The following is a 16,526-nucleotide window of genomic DNA, read 5'->3' on the forward strand; positions in this document are numbered from 1 at the left end:
ACCCCGGTGAGGCTCAGCCGCCGCTCTTGCGGCGGAAGTTGCGCTTGCCGCCGGCCGCGCTGTGCGCACCGTGGATCTTGCCGTCGGCGCCCGGGCCGCCGCCCGCACCGTCCGTGCGGACGCCGTGCTTGCGCTCCAAGGCGGCGAGGAACTTCGCCTTGACGTCGTCCTGGGCGGGCGCGGCGGCCTCGCCGGCCGCGGGTGCCTCGGAAACGTCGGTTGCCGCTATGTCATGCGTATCGCTGCTCATGCAGGACCTCCTGGACGGGGTGGAGCCGGATCACGCGCTCACCGCACACAATGCCACGTCCCGAGGGGTGCGCCGGCCGCGCGGCCACCGGCCGGCCCCTCAGGTCCGTCGACGTGAGGGGCCCGGCCGGTGCGGCGGACCGGCAGATCATCAGCAGATCAGCAGGAAAGCGTCCCATTCCTGGCCGGTGTCGCCGGCACGGGCGTGGGCGTGCAGGGCGAGGGCCGCGCCCGCCGTCCCCTCCAGCAGGCCGGACGGCCCGTCGGCACCGAGCGCGGTGTCGAGCCCGGCCGCGACCGCGGCGGCGAGCGCGGGCAGGTGTGCGGCCAGCTCGGCGGATCCGGACTCCTCGGCCATGCGCTGCGCGATCCGCAGCAGGCCGCCGGTGCCGTGGCAGAGGCCGGGACCGTCGAGATTCCAGCCGGACGGGTCGCGCAGCGTGTCGGCCAGGGCCGCGACGGCGGTGGCCCGCCAGTCGGAGCGGCCCAGGGCGGTGCCCGCCAGGAAGAGCGCGCGGGCCGCACCGGGGGTTCCGTAGCACCAGGCCGCCCGGGTCGGCGGGTCGGCGGGCAGCCGGCCGGCCTCCTCGTCCTCGATGCGCACGGTCATCGGCCAGGAACCGCCGGTGCCGGGGTGGGCGGTGTCGGCGTGGGCGGTACCGGGGCCGCCGGTGCCGGGGCGGGCGGGGACCCGCCGGGCGGCGAGCCAGCCCGCCAGCGCCTCGATCGCCTCGTCCTGGCCGGGCACGCGTGCGCCGTGCAGCCGGGCCAGCGCCAGCAGCGCGAGCGGTCCCGGAACCCCGTGTGCCAGACCGAGGTTGAGATGGCCCCGGGGGTGCTCCGGATCCGCGCCGGGCAGCCCCGGTCCGCCGGCGGTCCACCAGCGCGGCAGCACGCCGTCGCCCGGCCCGGCCAGTTCGACCAGCGCGGTGAGCAGGTCGGCCAGCGCCGGTCCGTGCGGCTCCAGTGCGAGCAGCAGCCGGCCGAGGCCCGCCGCGCCCGAGACGGTGTCGAAGGTGTGCGCGCGCAGGCCCGCGCCGGCGGCCAGGTCGGCGCGGAGCCCCGCGGTGCGGCCGGCGGCGGCCTGCCGGACCCGGGGCACCAGCCCGTCGAGCAGCGTGCGGTACTCGTCGGGGCGCCGGGCCATGGTGCGGGCGGCGAAGGCGATCGCGGCGGCACCGGAGTAGAGCCCGCCGCCCCGCATCGCCCCGGGGGACCGCACGGCGGCGGCGAGGTGCCCGTGTGCGGCGCGGCGCAGCCCGGCGTCGTCCTCGCCCAGGACGGCGAGCGCGAGCGCGGCACCGCTGCGACCGGAGCCGAGCGCGTGCGCCGCGCCCTGCGGCGAGCCGCCGGGCCCGCCGTCGGCGGCCGGGCCGCCCGGCGGCTCGGCCGCGTCGGGCCTGCTGAGCAGCTCGGTCACCGCGCGCACGGTCTCCGTCGCATTCATCGTGCCTCCCTCGGGCTCGACCGGCGGGCCCGGTGGGCCTCGACGGCTCCTCTGGCCAGCGCGTAGGCCCGGCGCTCGGCCTCGCGGTCGATCCCGACCAGCCGGTTGTGGCCCATGTGCAGCAGCGAGGCCAGCACCGGGTCGACCGACGGCGGGTCCAACCGGGCCGCGTACCGCGCGAGTTCGGCCGCCCGCTGCTGCCAGGCCGCGAGCAGCGCGGGATCGGCGGGCAGCAGGCCTCCGGCCGGGGCGGTCGGCCCGTCGGGGCCGATCGCCCGCAACGCGGCCGCGCGCAGGGCCCGGAACGCCTGGTGGTGCTCGTGCGACTTCGGGTACACCGCGGCCAGCCACGCGCCGGCCGACGGTCCGCCGGGTGCGGCTGCCGGGGGCCGGGGTCCGGCTCCGGGACCACGTGACCCGGCGTCGGCGACGGTGCCGGTGTCGGCGGCAGGACGGTCCGCCGGCGGCCCACCGCGGCCGGCCAGGAAGGACTGCGCGGTGCCGGCGATGTTCACGGCGGCCAGCAGCTCCCGGGAGAGCCCGCGTTCGGCCCGGGCCAGCCGCAGCGCGGCGAGCGCGACCAGGCTGTCGGCGTGGAAGACCCGTTCGGCGTCCGCGAGCACCTCGGCGCCGCCGTAGCGGTCGGTCTCCGGGGCGTAGCTCTCCAGGCGCAGGTCGGCGGCGAGCCCGGCCCGGCGCAGTTCCAGCGCCCAGTCGTGCAGCGCGGGCAGCAGGTCCCCGGCGAGGGCCTGCGGTGCGCCGTGGAAGCGCAGTCGCAGATGCGGTGCCGGGTCCTGGTAGCGGATGAAGAACCAGCGGTCCACCTCGCCCGGCAGCGTGCCGACCAGCCGGGGCAGGTGGTCGGCCAGGATCTCGTCCTGACGTGCCTCGGTGGCCACCAGCCGGGCGAACAGCCAGGAGCCGCCGGGCAGTTCGACGGTCCGGTGGTGCCGGGCGGGCAGCGGGCGGCGGGGCCGGGCCGCCGCCGGCGGGGTCGCCCTGCGGCGCAGCGGGACCACCAGCTCGGCGGTCCGCGCGCCGTCCGGCCCGCGCAGCCAGCCGCCGTCGCCGACGGGGGCGAGTTCCTCCTGGAGCACGGTGGGCCCGGCGGAGCGCGCCTGGCTGTGCAGCAGCTGCTGGTGCCACGGGAGGTTGAGGTCCAGGCTGATCCGCTGGTCGCCGCTGACCAGCCGGACGGCGGCCGGCACCCCCCAGCGGCGGCGCCAGCGGGCCAGCCCCTCGGCCCACTGCTCGAACGGGGCCGAGGCGGCGGGGACGGGCGCGGTCAGCCGCCAGGCGGCCGGGGCCAGCACCACCCGGCCCCGGCGGACCCGGGGCAGCGCGGGCGTGCTGCTCGCCGCGCCCCAGTCCCAGGGCTGCCAGGGCCGCTGCCCGGTCAGCGTCACCTCCTGAAGGAAGCGGGCCGCGTTGGGCGCGCCGCTGCGCAGGTTGAGCGCGTGATGGGTGGTGGCCCTGACCTCCCGGCCGAGGCGGCGGGAGTACACCGCGAGCCGCTCGGGATCGGCCAGCACGACCAGGTCGTCCAGCGGCAGCACGGCGGGGCCGCCCGGGTCGGCGAAGGCGCTGACCACCACCCGGTGGTCGAGCCAGCGCGGGGTCAGCGCGATGTTGGCGTGGCGCGGACGGTACGGGGTGAACTCCAGGTGCGCTTCGAGCGCGTCGTCGTCGCCGGCCCCGGCGGCCTCGGCCAGCAGCGCCGCACCGGCGAGGGCCGGGTCGTCCGCCGGCGCACCCGCACCCGGCGCACCCGCGACCAGGGTGGCGAAGCGGCCGAAGGTGGCCCCGGCGCGGTCGCTGCCGGCCACCGGGGAGAGCACGAGTCGGAAGTCCCCGGCGTCCAGCGCCTCGACGGAGTCCGCCGCCAGTTCGGCGTACAGCTCCAGGGAGGCGGGAGGGGTGTCGGCGGCGCCGTCCGTCCCGTTGCGCGGCGGCGTCAGCCGGGCCAGCAGGTCGTCGTCCAGGACCACTTCGGGCAGCAGGCCGTCCGGCCCCCGGTCGGCGAGGGCGCCCGCCGCCAGTTCGGCCAGCAGCCGGTCGCGGGCCGCGTCGGCGTCGGTACGGGCGCGGGACGGCTGCGGGTTGGCCGAGCCGCGCCCGCCGGCCGGGCGCCGGTAGCCGGCCGGCGGCCCCAGGCCGGTGTCGGGGTCGAGCAGTTCGGCCAGCGGGACGGGGCTGTCCGTCCCGTACCGCTCGATGAACTCCACGTGGTACGAGCGCAGATGCTCGGGTGCGGTGGTCGGCGGCGACAGCCGCCAGAGGACCGCGGCGGCCTGCTCCAGCTCGGTGCGGACCTGGTTCGGCAGGACCACCTCGGCGTCCAGCGCGAGGTCCGCGTGGAGCGGGCGGTCCGCCGGGGCGAGCCGGGTCATCCGGGCCCGGGCCTCGCGCAGCAGGCCGGTGGCCCGTCCGCGCGGCAGGGCGGCGGCTCGCGTCAGCACGTCCCGGACGGCGGCGAGTTCGGCGTGCACCGGGTGGCCGGCGGGCAGCCGGTCGAGGACATGGCCCAGCAGGTCGGTGCTGTCCGGCGGGGGCGTCAGGTCGGTGAGCAGGAAGCCCTGTCCGACCAGCGAGCGGACCAGCGCCGCGACCGCCTCGGCCGGGGCCGCCGGGAACTCGGCGGCCAGCGCGGCAAGCAGTTCGGCGTGCCGGACCGGTTCGGCGGCGGCCTCGACCGCGGCCCGGACCACGGCGGTGGCCCGGACGGTCCGCTCGGCGACCGGCTGCGCCTCGGCGCCGGCGCGGGGCCGGCCCTCGGGCAGGTAGGGCAGGACCAGCCGGTCACCGCGCAGGCGGGCCTGCTGGTCCACGGCCAGCCGCAGCCCGGGCAGCACCGCCGGGTCGGTCCGCAGCCGGTCCAGCAGGGGGAGCAGCCAGCCGAGGTCGGGCCGGAAGACGCGGCGGTCCGCCCCGTCCCAGCGGACCTTGGCCGCCGCGTCGAACCGGGCCGGTGCGACGGCGGCCATCAGTCCGAACGGGGTCGGCCGGGTGGCCATCCGCAGCCGGTAGCGGCTGACCGCCTCGGCCGCCCGGCGCAGGGCGGCGGGGCGGGGCGTGGCGCCGGCGGCGGTCTGGTCGAGCAGGTCGGCCAGGGAGGGGCTGGAGACCTCGATGGCCTCCCGCAGGGCCGGGTCGGCGGCGGCCTCGGCGAGAAGGGCCCGCAGCGCGGCGCCGTCGGGCCCCGGCGTCGGCGAGTGTGCCGGGCCGGCCGGGTGCTCGGGGCCGGCCGGGACCGTGCGGCGCTGCGAGCGCGGCAGCGCCGGTGTCCGCAGCAGGACCGGGCCGGTCGCGGTGAAGGGTCCGTCCTGCCGCGTTCCGTGCGTCTCGCCCACCGTGCTCCTCGTGCCGCGTGCCGATGCCGTCACCGCCGTGGTGCGGGCGTGGGTCGCGCCCCTGACGGCGGGTCGGGTCGTGTCTATCCCGGAGATCGAAAGCTGTCTACTGTTGATCGAGGGCTGTCAATAGTTGGCTGAATTTGTCTATTCATCTGTGCGCAGTCATTGTCGGACCCATGCACGAGTGCCTAGCGTCCGCATCAGTTCGCCGCGGTCAGTCGCGGCACTGACGAAGGGAGGCCCCCATGGCCACCGACATGCAGGAGCTGTTCGACCTCGACGTGCAGGACCTGGTCTCGGCCGAGATCGGCGAGCAGGAGGAGGCTGTCATCAGCATCTCCTGTGAGGGGTCCTGCACCCGCCCGTACTGCATCTGATCCAGAGGCAGCACCGGTACCGGAGGGCGCGGTTGCCCGGACCGTTCATTCGGTCCGGGCGGCCGCGCCCTTGCGCGTCCAGGCAGGCCAGAGGGCACCGGCGGATCGCCGGTGCCCTCTGCCGTTCCGCTCCGCCGTTCCCGGCCGTCCGCTCAGCCGCCGGCGGCCAGCGGTCCCCGGCCCGCCGCGGCCGGACCGTCGTCCGCCACCGGCCCGGGCAGCGGCTCGGGCAGCGGTCCCCGGGCCAGCCGCAGCAGTTCCTCCGGGGTCAGCCCGGCCAGCCGGGCGCGGCCCAGCCGGAGCACCTCGGCGGCCGTGGCCAGCAGCTCCGCCGTGGTCGCCGGGCGCTCCGGCAGTCCGTCCGCCCAGCCGCCGCCGGCCAGCCACTCGCCGACGGCGCCGCGCAGCTGTCCGGTGCCCACCTCCCGGACGGTGAACGAGAGGTGCACCGACAGCCCCTGACGGCCCGTCGCGCTGTGCGGGGCACCTCGCGGCACGTACAGCACCTCACCGGGCCGGAGCACCGTGCTGAGCGCCACCGCCCCGGGCTCCGGGGCCAGCCCCGGGCGCCAGCGCCCGTCGGCGGGGGACTCGTGGACCGTCCACTCCTTCTCCCCGGCGAGCTGCACGACCAGCACGTCCGCGTCGTCCCGGTGCACGTCCAGCCCGCGTTGGCCGGCACCCGTGGCGAAGCAGAACGCCTCGGTCCTGCGGCCCAGTTCGACCGCGATGTCGGCGGCCAGCGCGCGCACGGGCGCGTGCCACTGGTCCAGCTGCGGCAGCAGCAGCGAGGCGCCCTCGGCCAGCAGGGCGGCGATCCGGACCGGATCGGCGAAGCCGTCCTCCCGGCGCCCGGCCACCGTCCGGACCGCGCAGAACTCCGCGGCCGGGACGACCGCGCCGGCCTTGACCATCTCGACGTACGGCACCCGCAGCAGGCCGCCCCACAGCACGGCGTCCAACTCGCTCGGCCGGGGCAGCCCGGGCGGCCACTCGGCGGTGCGGAACACCTCCGGCCGGCGTTCCTCCAGCATCCTGGCGAAGGCCGCCGTGTCCCCCACCAGACCGGCCAGTACTCGTGTCATCGTCCATTCCCTCCATTCGGCGGCCCACCACCTGCTGACCGCTGGATAACCTACGGGTGAACACCGGGAACCGGTTCACCGACCGGTTCGCCGCCCGACCGGGACCGGTCGGCTTCACGCCACATCGGGACGGTCGGCGCGCACCACCCGCCGAACCCGCCCTCAGGACGGATCGCCGCCCCGACCGGGCGGCCGGCGGTCACGCCGTCGACGGCCACCGGCACCCCCGGCCGCCGGCCGGATCCCGGTCCTCGCTGGTCAGCGCGGTCCGGAAGGGCGGACCTGGCCCGCTCCCGGCGCGGGCCCGCACCGGCCGCCGCCCCCGGCACCACCCCCGACCGGCCGGCCGGCGCCGGCGCCGCCCCGAACGCACGCTCCGGTCGATCCGGGCACGCGTGGGGAACATCACATCCGCGGGGACCGGCCTTGGCGTGGACCGGGTGGTCCACCGGTTGCCGGGAGGAACGGCCGGCCGCGACGGCCCGGCGCGGCCTGAGCGGAGTCGGCGGCGGAGTCGGCGGGAGACCTCGGAGGGGTGACGACGGGTCCTGCCTGCGGGGGGTTCACGCAGGACCCGTTGGCTCATGGCTGGGTACCGTCCACCGGCGTGGCGAGCCGGTAGCGGCCGGCGTCGCGCTGAAGGGCCCCGGCGTCGACGAGGCTGCGCCGCAGGGAGACGGCATCCGGCGCGCCGTCCGCGCACCACGGCTCCAGCCGGTCGGTCACCGTGCGCTCGTCGTACTCCTCCGCGCGCTCGAAGGCCGTCTCCGCCACGTGCCGCAGCACCGCCGGGCGGGCCTCGTCGCCCTCCTCCGGCAGCCTGACCAGGACATCGCCGCGCACGAAGCCGCGCAGGCGCGGGTCGGGCTGCTCGGCGGCGGCCTGCTCCTCCTGCCGGGCCGCCGCGGTCGCGGCCGCCGTGGCGAGGGCGTCGCCGTCCAGGGTGAGCCGGCCGCGCCCCTGGGTGAGCACTCCGGCCCGGACGAGCTGCCCGATGGCCTTGGCGGCCTCCGGAGTGGCGAGCCCCGAGGCGCCGAGGATCTCCGAGGAGGTCTCCGAGCCCAGGGCGACCGCGGCGAACACGCGCCGCAGGGTGGGGTCGGACAGGACAAGGGTGAGTTCTTCAGGTGTCATCAGTCTGTTCGCTTCCTGCTGCCGGGTGCCGGCGGCCTGGACGGCCCGGCACCCGGCGGCCGGATCAGCGTCCCTTCCGCTTGATCTTGATGCTGTCGAGGTCGGTCGACCTCGATTTGAGGTCGCGGAAGCCGGCCCCCAGCCTGCGGACGGCCTCGGCGGTGAGCTTCTCCGCCTTCTCCAGGACGATCTCGGGCTTGTCCTCGGGGGTGGCCGGGACGAGGACGCGGAAGGTGAACGTCAGCAGGGCCCGGTCGTAGGTGACGGTGCCCTCCTCGGTGAACCTGGCCTTCATCAGGTCGTGTTCGTCGGCCTGGGCGAGCAGGGCGGCGCGCTGCTCGTCGTCGAGCGGGGCGAACTTGCCCTGGGTGATGACCTGGTAGGTCTTTCGGCTCATGAGCGCGGATCTCCAGACAGGGATTCGAGCGGCACCCGGCGCCACGGCGGTCGCCGGTGGCGTGAACCAATCGGGCGCTGCCGGGCGGAAGTTGGGGCGGTGGCGGCAGTCGGGCTGCCGTGGATCACGCCTCGGCCGGTCGGTGGGGCCGGTGCGGCAGCAGGAACAGCAGACAGGTGACCACGGCCAGACCGCCGGCCGCCCAGTACAGTGCCTCGCTGTAGGTGGCGACGAAGGTCCTGGCGCGGATCTCGTCGAGCGCGCCGCCGATCGCGTCCTGGCTGCCCCGGTCGCTGGTCGCGGCGAGCGCGGTGCAACTGGCCGGAACCGCCGTGAGGTCGTCCTGGCCGAGCGAGTCGGTCGCGCAGGCCCGGATGCCGTCGGCCTGCTGGACGGAGACCGCCTGGACGGTCGGCACGACGCGGTCGGCCTGCGCCCCGACGTTGCCCGCCAGGGCGGAGAAGAAGATCCCGCCGATGACGGCGACACCCAGCGCGGCGCCGAGCTGGCCGGTGGCGTTGATGATGCCGGACGCGGCGCCCGCCTCCTGCGGCTTGACCTCACGGAGGATCAGGCCGGTGAGCGGGGCCATCAGCAGGCCCATGCCCGAGCCGAGCAGCAGCATGGACGGCGCGGCGTGCCAGGAGGTGATGCCCGTGCCCAGATGCTGCGCCACCCAGGCGTACGAGGCGACGCCGGCCGTCATCATCAGCGAGCCGGCCATCAGGCAGTACCGCCCGTACCGGGGGAACAGCGTGCGCACGGCGATGGTGCCGACGATCGGGACGCCGAGCGAGAACGGGATCGCGGTCAGGCCGGTGTGCAGCGCGGACCAGCCGAGGCCGCCCTGCAGATACAGCGTCCAGCTGAGGAAGAACCCCGCCGGTACGCAGCTGAAGAGCAGTTGGGTGCCGATGCCGGCGCCGAACGCGCGGACCTTGAACAGCGAGAGGATGACCAGCGGCGAGCCGTCCTTGCGGGTCTTGTGGCGCTCGTAGCAGACGAACAGCACGATGACCGGAACGGCGGCGACGAGCGAGACGACGCTCCACACGGGCCAGTCGAGCTCGCGCCCGAGCATGAGCGGCAGCATCAGCAGCAGCAGTCCGATGATCGCCAGCACCATGCCGACGGGATCCAGCCGCATCGCGTGCGGTGACTTCGATTCGCGCATCCACGCCCAGGCGCCGGCCAGCGCGGCCAGGCCGACCGGAAGGTTCACCACGAAGATGCTCCGCCAGCCGAGGCCCAGCGGGCTCCAGTCGACCAGGACACCGCCCAGGATCGGGCCGGCGACGATGGCCAGGCCGATCATGCCGGCGTAGAGGCTGACGACCCGGCCGATCTCCTGGGGCGCGAAGGTGACGTGGATGATCGCCAGCACCTGCGGCACCATGATCGCGGCGGCGAACCCCTGCAGGATCCGGGAGCCGACGAGCATCTCCGAGTTCTGGGCGACCGTGCACAGCGCGGACGCCGCGATGAACCCGGCGACGCCGGTCAGGAACATCCGCTTCCGGCCGAAGATGTCACCGAGCCGCCCGCCGGTGATCAGGATGACGGCGAAGCTCAGCGTGTAGCCGGCGGTCATCGCCTGGAGGGCCACGGCGGAGGCGCCGAGGTCCTGCTGGATGCTCGGGATCGCCACGGTGACGATGTTGACGTCGAGCAGGTCCATGAAGGTCGCGACCAGCAGGACGGTGAGCGCGAGCCACCGCCTGGGGTCGGGCGCGGGAGCGTCGGGTGAGACGGGTCGGCCGGTCTGGACCGGGCGCTCCGCTTGCCCTGCCTCGCTCATGGGTCTTCTCCGGTTTCCTGGTCGGTCGGGAGGCGGCCGGGTGCGGCCGGACCTCGGACGGGTGCGTCGGGCGCCCCGGTCACGGTGCCGGGGTGGAGTCCGGGGTGGAGTCCGGGGCGGCGGTCGCGGCGTTCCGGGCGAGGGAGGTCCACGACCGCATCAGGAGGTCCACCACGTCGACGACCGTGTCGGTACCGGTGTCGGCGGGGGAGAGCACGCGCTGGATGGACAGTCCGTCGTCCAGGGAGTGCAGGATGAGGGCCAGGAGTTCGACCGGCGCGGGCGGCGTCACCGAGCGGGCCGCGAAGCCCTGCTCCAGCGCCTGGGCGAACGCCGCGCGGGAGCGCCGCTCCCGGTCCGCCAGCACCGGCAGCAGCTCCGGGTCGCGCAGGCCGTAGAGCCAGAGCTCGGTGCGCAGGGCGAGCCAGCCGGCGAGGTTCCGGTCGCGCTCGCGGTGCCAGGCCCGCAGGTGCTCGATCGTCTCGTCGAAGGAGTCGGCCCGGAGGGTCATGGCCTGGACCTCCTCCAGCTCGTGCTGGGTCCGCTGTTCGAGCAGGGCCAGGACGAGTTCGTGCTTGCCCTCGAAGTTGCCGTAGAACGCGCCGCGGGTGTAGCCGGCGCGCTCGACGATCTGCTCGACCGACGTCCCGCTGACCCCGACCTCGGCGAACAATTCGGTTGCGGCACGCAGGAGCTGCTCGCGGGTGAGTTCCCGGCTCTCCTGCCGGGTGAGTCGTTTGGACATGGTGGGCGCCTCCTCTTACGGCCTGTCAGATACAGAACCGTATCTCAATACAGAGATGTATCTGAAACGCATTTCCCCGGTGGCCGACCACCTCCCGGGCGACCGGTCATACCGGCCATCCGCCCGAACGAGCGTGCCCACGCCCCTCCGCTTCGACTTCCCGCCGTGGTCCGTGCGCTCCCCGGACTGTCAACGAGGACCCGAAGAGGTTGCGCGGAGCGGGCAGTTGTCGATCGACGTCCCGTCATGCGCCTGCCCGTCCGACCTCCCGACGGCACGCTGTGCCTGCTACGCTGGACGTGACCTGTAGTCGTGTGATCGAGGAGTGGCAGACGTGGCGGGTGACGACGACATCTCCGGGTGAGATCCGGATCTGACGGCCACCGCCGGTGCTTCAGGAGCGCCGCCGAGGTGGTCCGTTTCGTCGTACCCCTTTCCCATGTCTGCCCGGGGCAGAAGTTCACGCCTGCCCTCAGTCCCTTCGAGGTCACTTCCATGTCCGACGCTGCCGTCGTCTGCTCGAACGTCTCCTTCGCCTGGCCCGACGACACCCCGGTCTTCCGCGACCTGTCCTTCACCGTGCCCGTCGGCCGGACCGGGCTGGTCGCCCCCAACGGCTCCGGCAAGAGCACCCTGCTCAAGCTGATCGCCGGCGAACTCAAGCCCGCCAGCGGCTCGTTGGCGGTCACCGGCAGGCTCGGTCACCTCCGCCAGAGCCTCCCCCTGACCACGGACCTCACCGTCGCCGAGGTGCTCGACATCGCCGGGATCGTCCGGGCCATCGACGCCGTGGAGTCGGGGGACGTCGACGAGCGGCACTTCACCACCATCGGCGACGACTGGGACATCGAGGAGCGCACCCGGGCCCAGCTCGACCGTCTCGGCCTGGCCGGCCTCGCCCTGGACCGCAGCCTGAGCACGCTCAGCGGCGGCCAGATCGTCTCCCTCGGCCTCGCCGCCCAACTGCTCAAGCGCCCGGACGTGTTGCTGCTCGACGAGCCGACCAACAACCTCGACGCGGAGGCCCGGCACAAGCTCTACGACGCGCTGGCCGACTTCAACGGCTGCCTGCTGCTGGTCAGCCACGACCGCGCGCTGCTCGACCGCATGCACCACATCGCCGAGCTCGGCAACGGCGAACTGCGCTTCCACGGAGGCAACTTCACCATGTACGAGGAGGCGGTGCGGGCCGAACAGGAGGTCGCCGAGAAGAACGTCCGCAACGCCGAGCAGGAACTGAGGCGGGAGAAGCGGGAGATGCAGCAGGCCCGCGAACGCGCCGAGCGCCGCGCGAGCAACGCCGCCCGCAACCTCAAGAACGCCGGCCTGCCCCGCATCTTCGCCGGCACCATGAAGCGCGGCGCGCAGGAGTCCGCGGGCCGGGCCGGCCAGATGCACGCCACCCGGGTCGGCGACGCCAGGGCCCGGCTCGACGAGGCCGGGCGTGCCCTGCGCGAGGAGCAGCGCCTCGCCCTGGACCTGCCCGACACCCAGGTGCCCGCCGGGCGCAACCTCTTCCTCGGCGAGGGCCTGCAGGTCCGCCACGCCGGCCGACCCGTGTTCGCCGACGGCGGCGTCGACCTGAGCATCCGCGGGCCCGAGCGCATCGCGCTGACCGGGCCCAACGGCGCCGGGAAGAGCACCCTGCTGTGTCTGGTCACCGGCGACCTCACCCCGGACGGCGGGGAGATCAAGCGCAACGACGGCCGGATCGCCCACCTCTCGCAGCGCCTGGACCTGCTGGACCTCGACCGCACCGTGGCGGAGAACTTCGCCGCGTTCGCCCCCGAGCGGCCCGAGGCGGAGCGGATGAACCTGCTCGCCCGCTTCCTCTTCCGCGGCGCCCGGGCCCACCTGCCGGTCGGGGTGCTCTCCGGCGGCGAACGGCTGCGCGCCACCCTGGCCTGCGTGCTGTGCGCGGAGCCGGCCCCGCACCTGCTGCTGCTCGACGAGCCGACCAACAACCTCGACCTGGTCGGCGCGGGCCAGCTGGAGAGTGCCCTGAACTCCTACCGGGGCGCCTTCCTGGTGGTCAGTCACGACGAGCGGTTCCTCGCCGAGATCGGGGTCAACCGCTGGCTGCGGCTGGCCGACGGGACACTGAAGGAGACGGGAGCCCCCGCGGTGTGAGCCGCCGGCGTGTGACGCGGCCGGCCGGCACGAAGTCGCGGTGGTTCGGCGGTGAAGCCGGTGGACGTGGCACCTCGGGCGGACGCGCGAACTGACGAAATCGGGGACCTCGGGGCCGCCGGGAACGGTGTCGTACGCGGCTTCGCCGGGCCCGCGGCCGCGATCCGGCGGCCGTGCGCGACCTCGGGGCCGACCGACTCCGGACAGGCGCTCACGCACCCGCCCACGCCTTCGGCAAACATGACCTGACCTGGTGTTTTCCTGGGATTCGCCTAGGCTGGGGGAGTTCTGCCGGACACCGTCGGAGGGGATATCGTGAGTGACGAAGCCATCAGGTACGACGCCAGCCACATCCAGGTGCCGGAGGGGACGGAAGCCGTTCGGAAGCGGCCCGGAATGTACGTCGGCTCGACCGGTGAACGCGGCCTGTGGCATCTGGTGTTCGAGGTCGCCGACCGGGCGGTGAACGAGGTCCTGGCCGGCCGCGCCGGCTGCGTCGACATCACTCTCACACCCGACGGCGGTGTGCGTGTCACCGACGACGGGCCGGGCGTCCCCATCGAGGACGCCCGGGACGTCGGCGACCCCGGCCTCGTAACCCTGCTGACCCGCATGCACGCCGGGGCGAAGCCCGGTGGCCGCCACGACGTGGCGTTCGGCTACGGCATGGGCCCCTTCGTCACCAACGCCCTGTCGAGCAGGCTGACGGCCGAGGTGCGGCGCGAGGGGATCCGCTGGGTCCAGGAGTACTCACGCGGCGTCGCGCTCAGCGCTGCCCGGTTATGTGCCCGAGGTGGCCCAGCTCAGAACGGTTCGAAGCTTGGCTGAACGGGCCCGATCCCGTCCTCGGCGGCAAGCCCCTCCAGGTCCTCCGGTTCGAGGAACTCCAGCGCTTCTGGATCGACGCCGTGGTACGGGTCCACCTCGAAGAGCCGCTTCACGAAGGTGAGGGCGAAGCTCGAGAACGAGCCGTCGAAGGTCTCGCAGCCCTCCTCGTGGACCATGGTGACGATCTTCCAGCGGTCTGGGTCCGAGTCGCAAGGCAGGAAGAAGTGCTCGTCGCCGCCGTGGTCGTCCCCCCAAGAGATCAGCCCGCCTGGCTCGGGATGGAAGCCGTAGGGGAAGCGCTGGGAGTCGCCGCGGCCCAGGGCCCTGCGTCGACGTTCGGAGAACGTCTGATGAGTCTTGGTCATGCGCTCCAGAAGCGGGCTCGATCCGCGCGGGTGGAAGACCACGGGTTCGCCGGAGACGACCCCGCTGCCGTAGGCATCCAGGAAGGTCTTGAAGTCGCTGGGCAGAGCGGAGCCTACGTGCTGTTCAACGTCCCCCCCAGATGTCGGTGTCGGATACCTCCTGGGCGGGGGCGCCCAGGAGGGCTTGCAACTCGTCCAACGAGGACATGAACTGTTCCAAGGTCATTGCGATGGGGTCTGAGCTGTCACTTTATGAACACTCCCAGAAGAAGCGACCTTCGCGGTGATCGGGGCTGACGAAGGCGAAGCCGTATCCGTAGCCGAAGTTGAGGAAGTACGGATCGTCCTCGGCCTCACCACCGTCGCTGATCTTGAACAGGAACTGCCAAGGACCCTATGACACACCACTGACGAGCCGTGTCGTAAGGCTGTAACTCAGGTAGCTGGCGGCTTCTGGCCGGTTGTCCCATCCGCAAGATCGACCTCTGTGACCGGAAGTGCTAGTTGGCGGGCGGGCCCGTGGTTCGTGCCGGTGGTTGCACGAGCTGGAAGCGATAGTTGGCGGTCTTCGCGGCTATCGATTACGGAGAGTGAGACGGTCGCTCAGGTGAGGGTTGCGTCGATCTTTTGTGTCAGCTGCTGGGTGTAGTCGTCGAGGATCTTCCGCAGGGTTCCCCAGAAGCGGTTTCCTGCCGGGTTGTGGATATGCTCCAGAGCCGCATGCTGGGGCCATCCGGGGCCGATCAATGGCGGGTTCTTGGTCAACGGCGGCTCGAAGCAAGGAGCGAGGCCTCATTCGCTGCCTGTGATGGTGGTCCAGATGTGGGCGGACGCCGCGAGGTGGACGTCGCGGCCGGGATCGGTTGAGTGGTCGCCGTCGACGGGCGGCAACTGGGTCAGGATGGTGTGCCATTCGTCGGGTGGAAGGTGCCAGAGTGTGAGCCGGAGCCTGCGGTAGGGGCAGTCGACGGGCTCGGTCGTGCGGGCGATGTGCTGGGCGGGCGTTTCCGTCACCGGTTGACCGGTGTCGAGCCCGGCGGGCCCGGCGGTGAGGCGGGGGACGAGATGGGCGTAGGCGACCGTGCCAACGACCTCGGCGAGGGGCTGAGTCACGACGACGGCCGGCGCGACGGCGTAGGCGGCGGACAGCCGGGGGCAGGGCGACGAGGGGGTTGCGGGTCGCGCCGGTGCCCTGCCCCTCCGTGGCGCGGCCACCGTTCGTATGCTGGTCCACGGGCGGTGGCGGCCTCCCCGGACCCCGGACGGTGCCGCGCGCCGCGGAAAGGGGACACGGACATGCGGAAGCGGAAGAGGCGCACGGCCTGGTCGCTCACCTACTTCCTGCTGGGCGGTGTGTGCCTGCTGATCGCCGTGGTGATGGCGACGGGCTTGGCGACGAAGAGGGCCGCGCGCGGGGTGGAACACCTGATCCCGGTCCTGATCCTCGGGGTCCCGGGTGCGGTGCTGACGTTCCGCGCGCCGGTGTTCGGCGTCTCCTACGGGCCGGCCGGGGTCAAGTACTCCGGGCTGCTCAGGGCGCGCTCCTACGTGTGGGCGGACATCCGGGAGGTGCGGGTGGCCGTCCTGGAGGGCACGGTCTACTCGTCCGACGTCCCGGAGCTGGTGCTGGCCTCCGGCGGGACGGACCAGCTGCACATGCTGGCGGGCCACGGCTCGGGCGGGACCAACAGGCGGGTCAAGCGGCTGGTGGCCGAGTTGGAGGCGGCGCGCGCGGCCGCGTCCTGACGCCGGTCGCTTCCACCGGCGGCGCGCGGCACCGGCAGGCTCCCGGTGCCGGTTTCCCGACGGGCTTCCCGGGGCGCAGGCATCGGGCCATGGTGGGCTCGGAGCGCATGGCACGGCAGCGGTTGCCGGCCAGGCTCGGCGACAGATTTCGACCGGACTCATCCGCATCGGCTGACCTCACCCACCACCAGGAGGCCGCCACCGGAACATCCCGGTGGCGGCCTCCGCCGCGAACTCCGGACAACCGGCCCGCAGCCGTCGGCGTCGCGTCGGCGGACGCAGGGGGCACCGGTCGGGCGGTGAGTGCCTGCGGTCACAGCCCGTGTCCTCCTGTCGTGCTCGTGAGCCGGGACACGGCAGCTGGAACCGGAAGGACATCGGGAGCCGGCGTTTCGTGGCCCACGGGACGCGCCTGTCGGCACCAGATGGCCTGGCTCTGCAACCCATCTGCGAGCCGATGGTGGCTGTGTGCTGTATGTAGGGGCGGGGACATGGATCCCATTCCAGTCCCGAGCTGGATGCCGGGGACCTTCCACACCCACCCCCCATGGCCGCGAGTCCCTCGCGATCTCCGTCCGGCCCGACGCGAGGAACCGTACAACGCGGGACCGACAAGACGGCCTGATCGGGTACCAGCGCCCGCTTCGTCTCCTCGGTTGCAATTTGCCTGGCCAGGTTCCACATATCGCGTCCCGGCTCAGCTCGGCCGGCCCCGGAGACGATCGTGGTGAGAGTTCGCGTGCCGATGTGACAGTTATCGGGCTTCGGCACAGGTCACTGTGCCGAGACAGGATAGTTGGAACCAGCGTGGTGTGGTGACCTGGCGGTTTCGACCCTGCGGGACACGCTTGTTGGAACCATCTGGTCACGTT

15 protein-coding genes are annotated in these 16,526 nt (G+C 73.8%); 4 read left to right on the forward strand and 11 right to left on the reverse strand.

Annotated features, from left to right (window positions below):
- Positions 1-13: 13 nt before the first annotated feature.
- From ACIQIB_RS33900 to ACIQIB_RS33910, 3 genes are all read right to left on the reverse strand, one after another.
- A complete protein-coding gene (locus ACIQIB_RS33900; protein ID WP_363611544.1) occupies positions 14-250 on the reverse strand; it encodes a DUF5302 domain-containing protein in 237 nt (78 codons plus the stop codon).
- A gap of 150 nt (positions 251-400) precedes the next feature.
- Entirely contained in the window at positions 401-1,696 is a 1,296-nt protein-coding gene (locus ACIQIB_RS33905; protein ID WP_400762717.1) for a lanthionine synthetase LanC family protein, read from the reverse strand.
- The gene (locus tag ACIQIB_RS33910; RefSeq protein ID WP_400762719.1) at positions 1,693-5,046 is read right to left on the reverse strand and encodes a lantibiotic dehydratase; all 3,354 of its coding nucleotides are present in this window, start codon (positions 5,044-5,046) and stop codon (positions 1,693-1,695) included. Before ACIQIB_RS33910 ends, ACIQIB_RS33905 begins: the two co-directional genes overlap by 4 nt.
- 248 nt (positions 5,047-5,294) lie before the next feature.
- Here ACIQIB_RS33910 and ACIQIB_RS33915 point away from each other — a divergent pair, with 248 nt between their 5' ends.
- On the forward strand, positions 5,295-5,426 hold the full coding sequence (locus ACIQIB_RS33915) for a hypothetical protein (RefSeq protein WP_363611550.1): 132 nt from the start codon (positions 5,295-5,297) through the stop codon (positions 5,424-5,426).
- A 152-nt stretch (positions 5,427-5,578) separates the two neighbouring features.
- On the opposite strand, the gene ACIQIB_RS33920 is transcribed toward ACIQIB_RS33915, so the two are convergent.
- The 5 genes from ACIQIB_RS33920 to ACIQIB_RS33940 all read right to left on the reverse strand — a co-directional run bounded on the left by ACIQIB_RS33920 (position 5,579) and on the right by ACIQIB_RS33940 (position 10,585).
- Positions 5,579-6,511, reverse strand: a complete 933-nt coding sequence (locus tag ACIQIB_RS33920; RefSeq protein WP_400762720.1) for a JmjC domain-containing protein — start codon at positions 6,509-6,511, stop codon at positions 5,579-5,581.
- Between the two features lie 582 nt (positions 6,512-7,093).
- A complete protein-coding gene (locus ACIQIB_RS33925) occupies positions 7,094-7,645 on the reverse strand; it encodes a DUF2087 domain-containing protein (protein WP_363611554.1) in 552 nt (183 codons plus the stop codon).
- 64 nt (positions 7,646-7,709) lie between these two features.
- Positions 7,710-8,042, reverse strand: coding sequence for a DUF6204 family protein (locus ACIQIB_RS33930; RefSeq protein ID WP_400655291.1), 333 nt, complete (start codon positions 8,040-8,042; stop codon positions 7,710-7,712).
- A 124-nt stretch (positions 8,043-8,166) separates the two neighbouring features.
- A complete protein-coding gene (locus tag ACIQIB_RS33935) occupies positions 8,167-9,840 on the reverse strand; it encodes an MFS transporter (protein WP_400762722.1) in 1,674 nt (557 codons plus the stop codon).
- Between the two features lie 79 nt (positions 9,841-9,919).
- A complete protein-coding gene (locus ACIQIB_RS33940) occupies positions 9,920-10,585 on the reverse strand; it encodes a TetR/AcrR family transcriptional regulator (RefSeq protein ID WP_400762724.1) in 666 nt (221 codons plus the stop codon).
- 495 nt (positions 10,586-11,080) lie between these two features.
- Here ACIQIB_RS33940 and ACIQIB_RS33945 point away from each other — a divergent pair, with 495 nt between their 5' ends.
- Together ACIQIB_RS33945 and ACIQIB_RS33950 are read left to right on the forward strand one after the other, a co-directional pair.
- Positions 11,081-12,715: an ABC-F family ATP-binding cassette domain-containing protein gene (locus ACIQIB_RS33945; protein ID WP_400762726.1), complete on the forward strand. Its 1,635-nt coding sequence runs from the start codon at positions 11,081-11,083 to the stop codon at positions 12,713-12,715.
- Positions 12,716-13,030: 315 nt separating this feature from the next.
- Complete coding sequence (locus ACIQIB_RS33950) at positions 13,031-13,543, forward strand: ATP-binding protein (protein ID WP_400762728.1); 513 nt, start codon at positions 13,031-13,033, stop codon at positions 13,541-13,543.
- Here the strand turns inward: ACIQIB_RS33950 and ACIQIB_RS33955 are convergent.
- The 3 genes from ACIQIB_RS33955 to ACIQIB_RS33965 all read right to left on the reverse strand — a co-directional run bounded on the left by ACIQIB_RS33955 (position 13,519) and on the right by ACIQIB_RS33965 (position 15,021).
- A complete protein-coding gene (locus tag ACIQIB_RS33955; protein ID WP_400655517.1) occupies positions 13,519-14,013 on the reverse strand; it encodes a hypothetical protein in 495 nt (164 codons plus the stop codon). The genes ACIQIB_RS33950 and ACIQIB_RS33955 overlap by 25 nt on opposite strands.
- 498 nt (positions 14,014-14,511) lie before the next feature.
- Positions 14,512-14,673: a hypothetical protein gene (locus ACIQIB_RS33960; RefSeq protein ID WP_400762730.1), complete on the reverse strand. Its 162-nt coding sequence runs from the start codon at positions 14,671-14,673 to the stop codon at positions 14,512-14,514.
- A 27-nt stretch (positions 14,674-14,700) separates the two neighbouring features.
- Positions 14,701-15,021: a hypothetical protein gene (locus ACIQIB_RS33965; RefSeq protein WP_400762731.1), complete on the reverse strand. Its 321-nt coding sequence runs from the start codon at positions 15,019-15,021 to the stop codon at positions 14,701-14,703.
- Positions 15,022-15,204: 183 nt separating this feature from the next.
- Here ACIQIB_RS33965 and ACIQIB_RS33970 point away from each other — a divergent pair, with 183 nt between their 5' ends.
- A complete protein-coding gene (locus ACIQIB_RS33970; protein WP_400655307.1) occupies positions 15,205-15,654 on the forward strand; it encodes a hypothetical protein in 450 nt (149 codons plus the stop codon).
- Positions 15,655-16,526 lie beyond the last annotated feature (872 nt).

Origin of the sequence: Kitasatospora sp. NPDC092286, from assembly GCF_044755565.1 — a bacterium.
In the GTDB taxonomy this organism is placed as follows: domain Bacteria; phylum Actinomycetota; class Actinomycetes; order Streptomycetales; family Streptomycetaceae; genus Kitasatospora.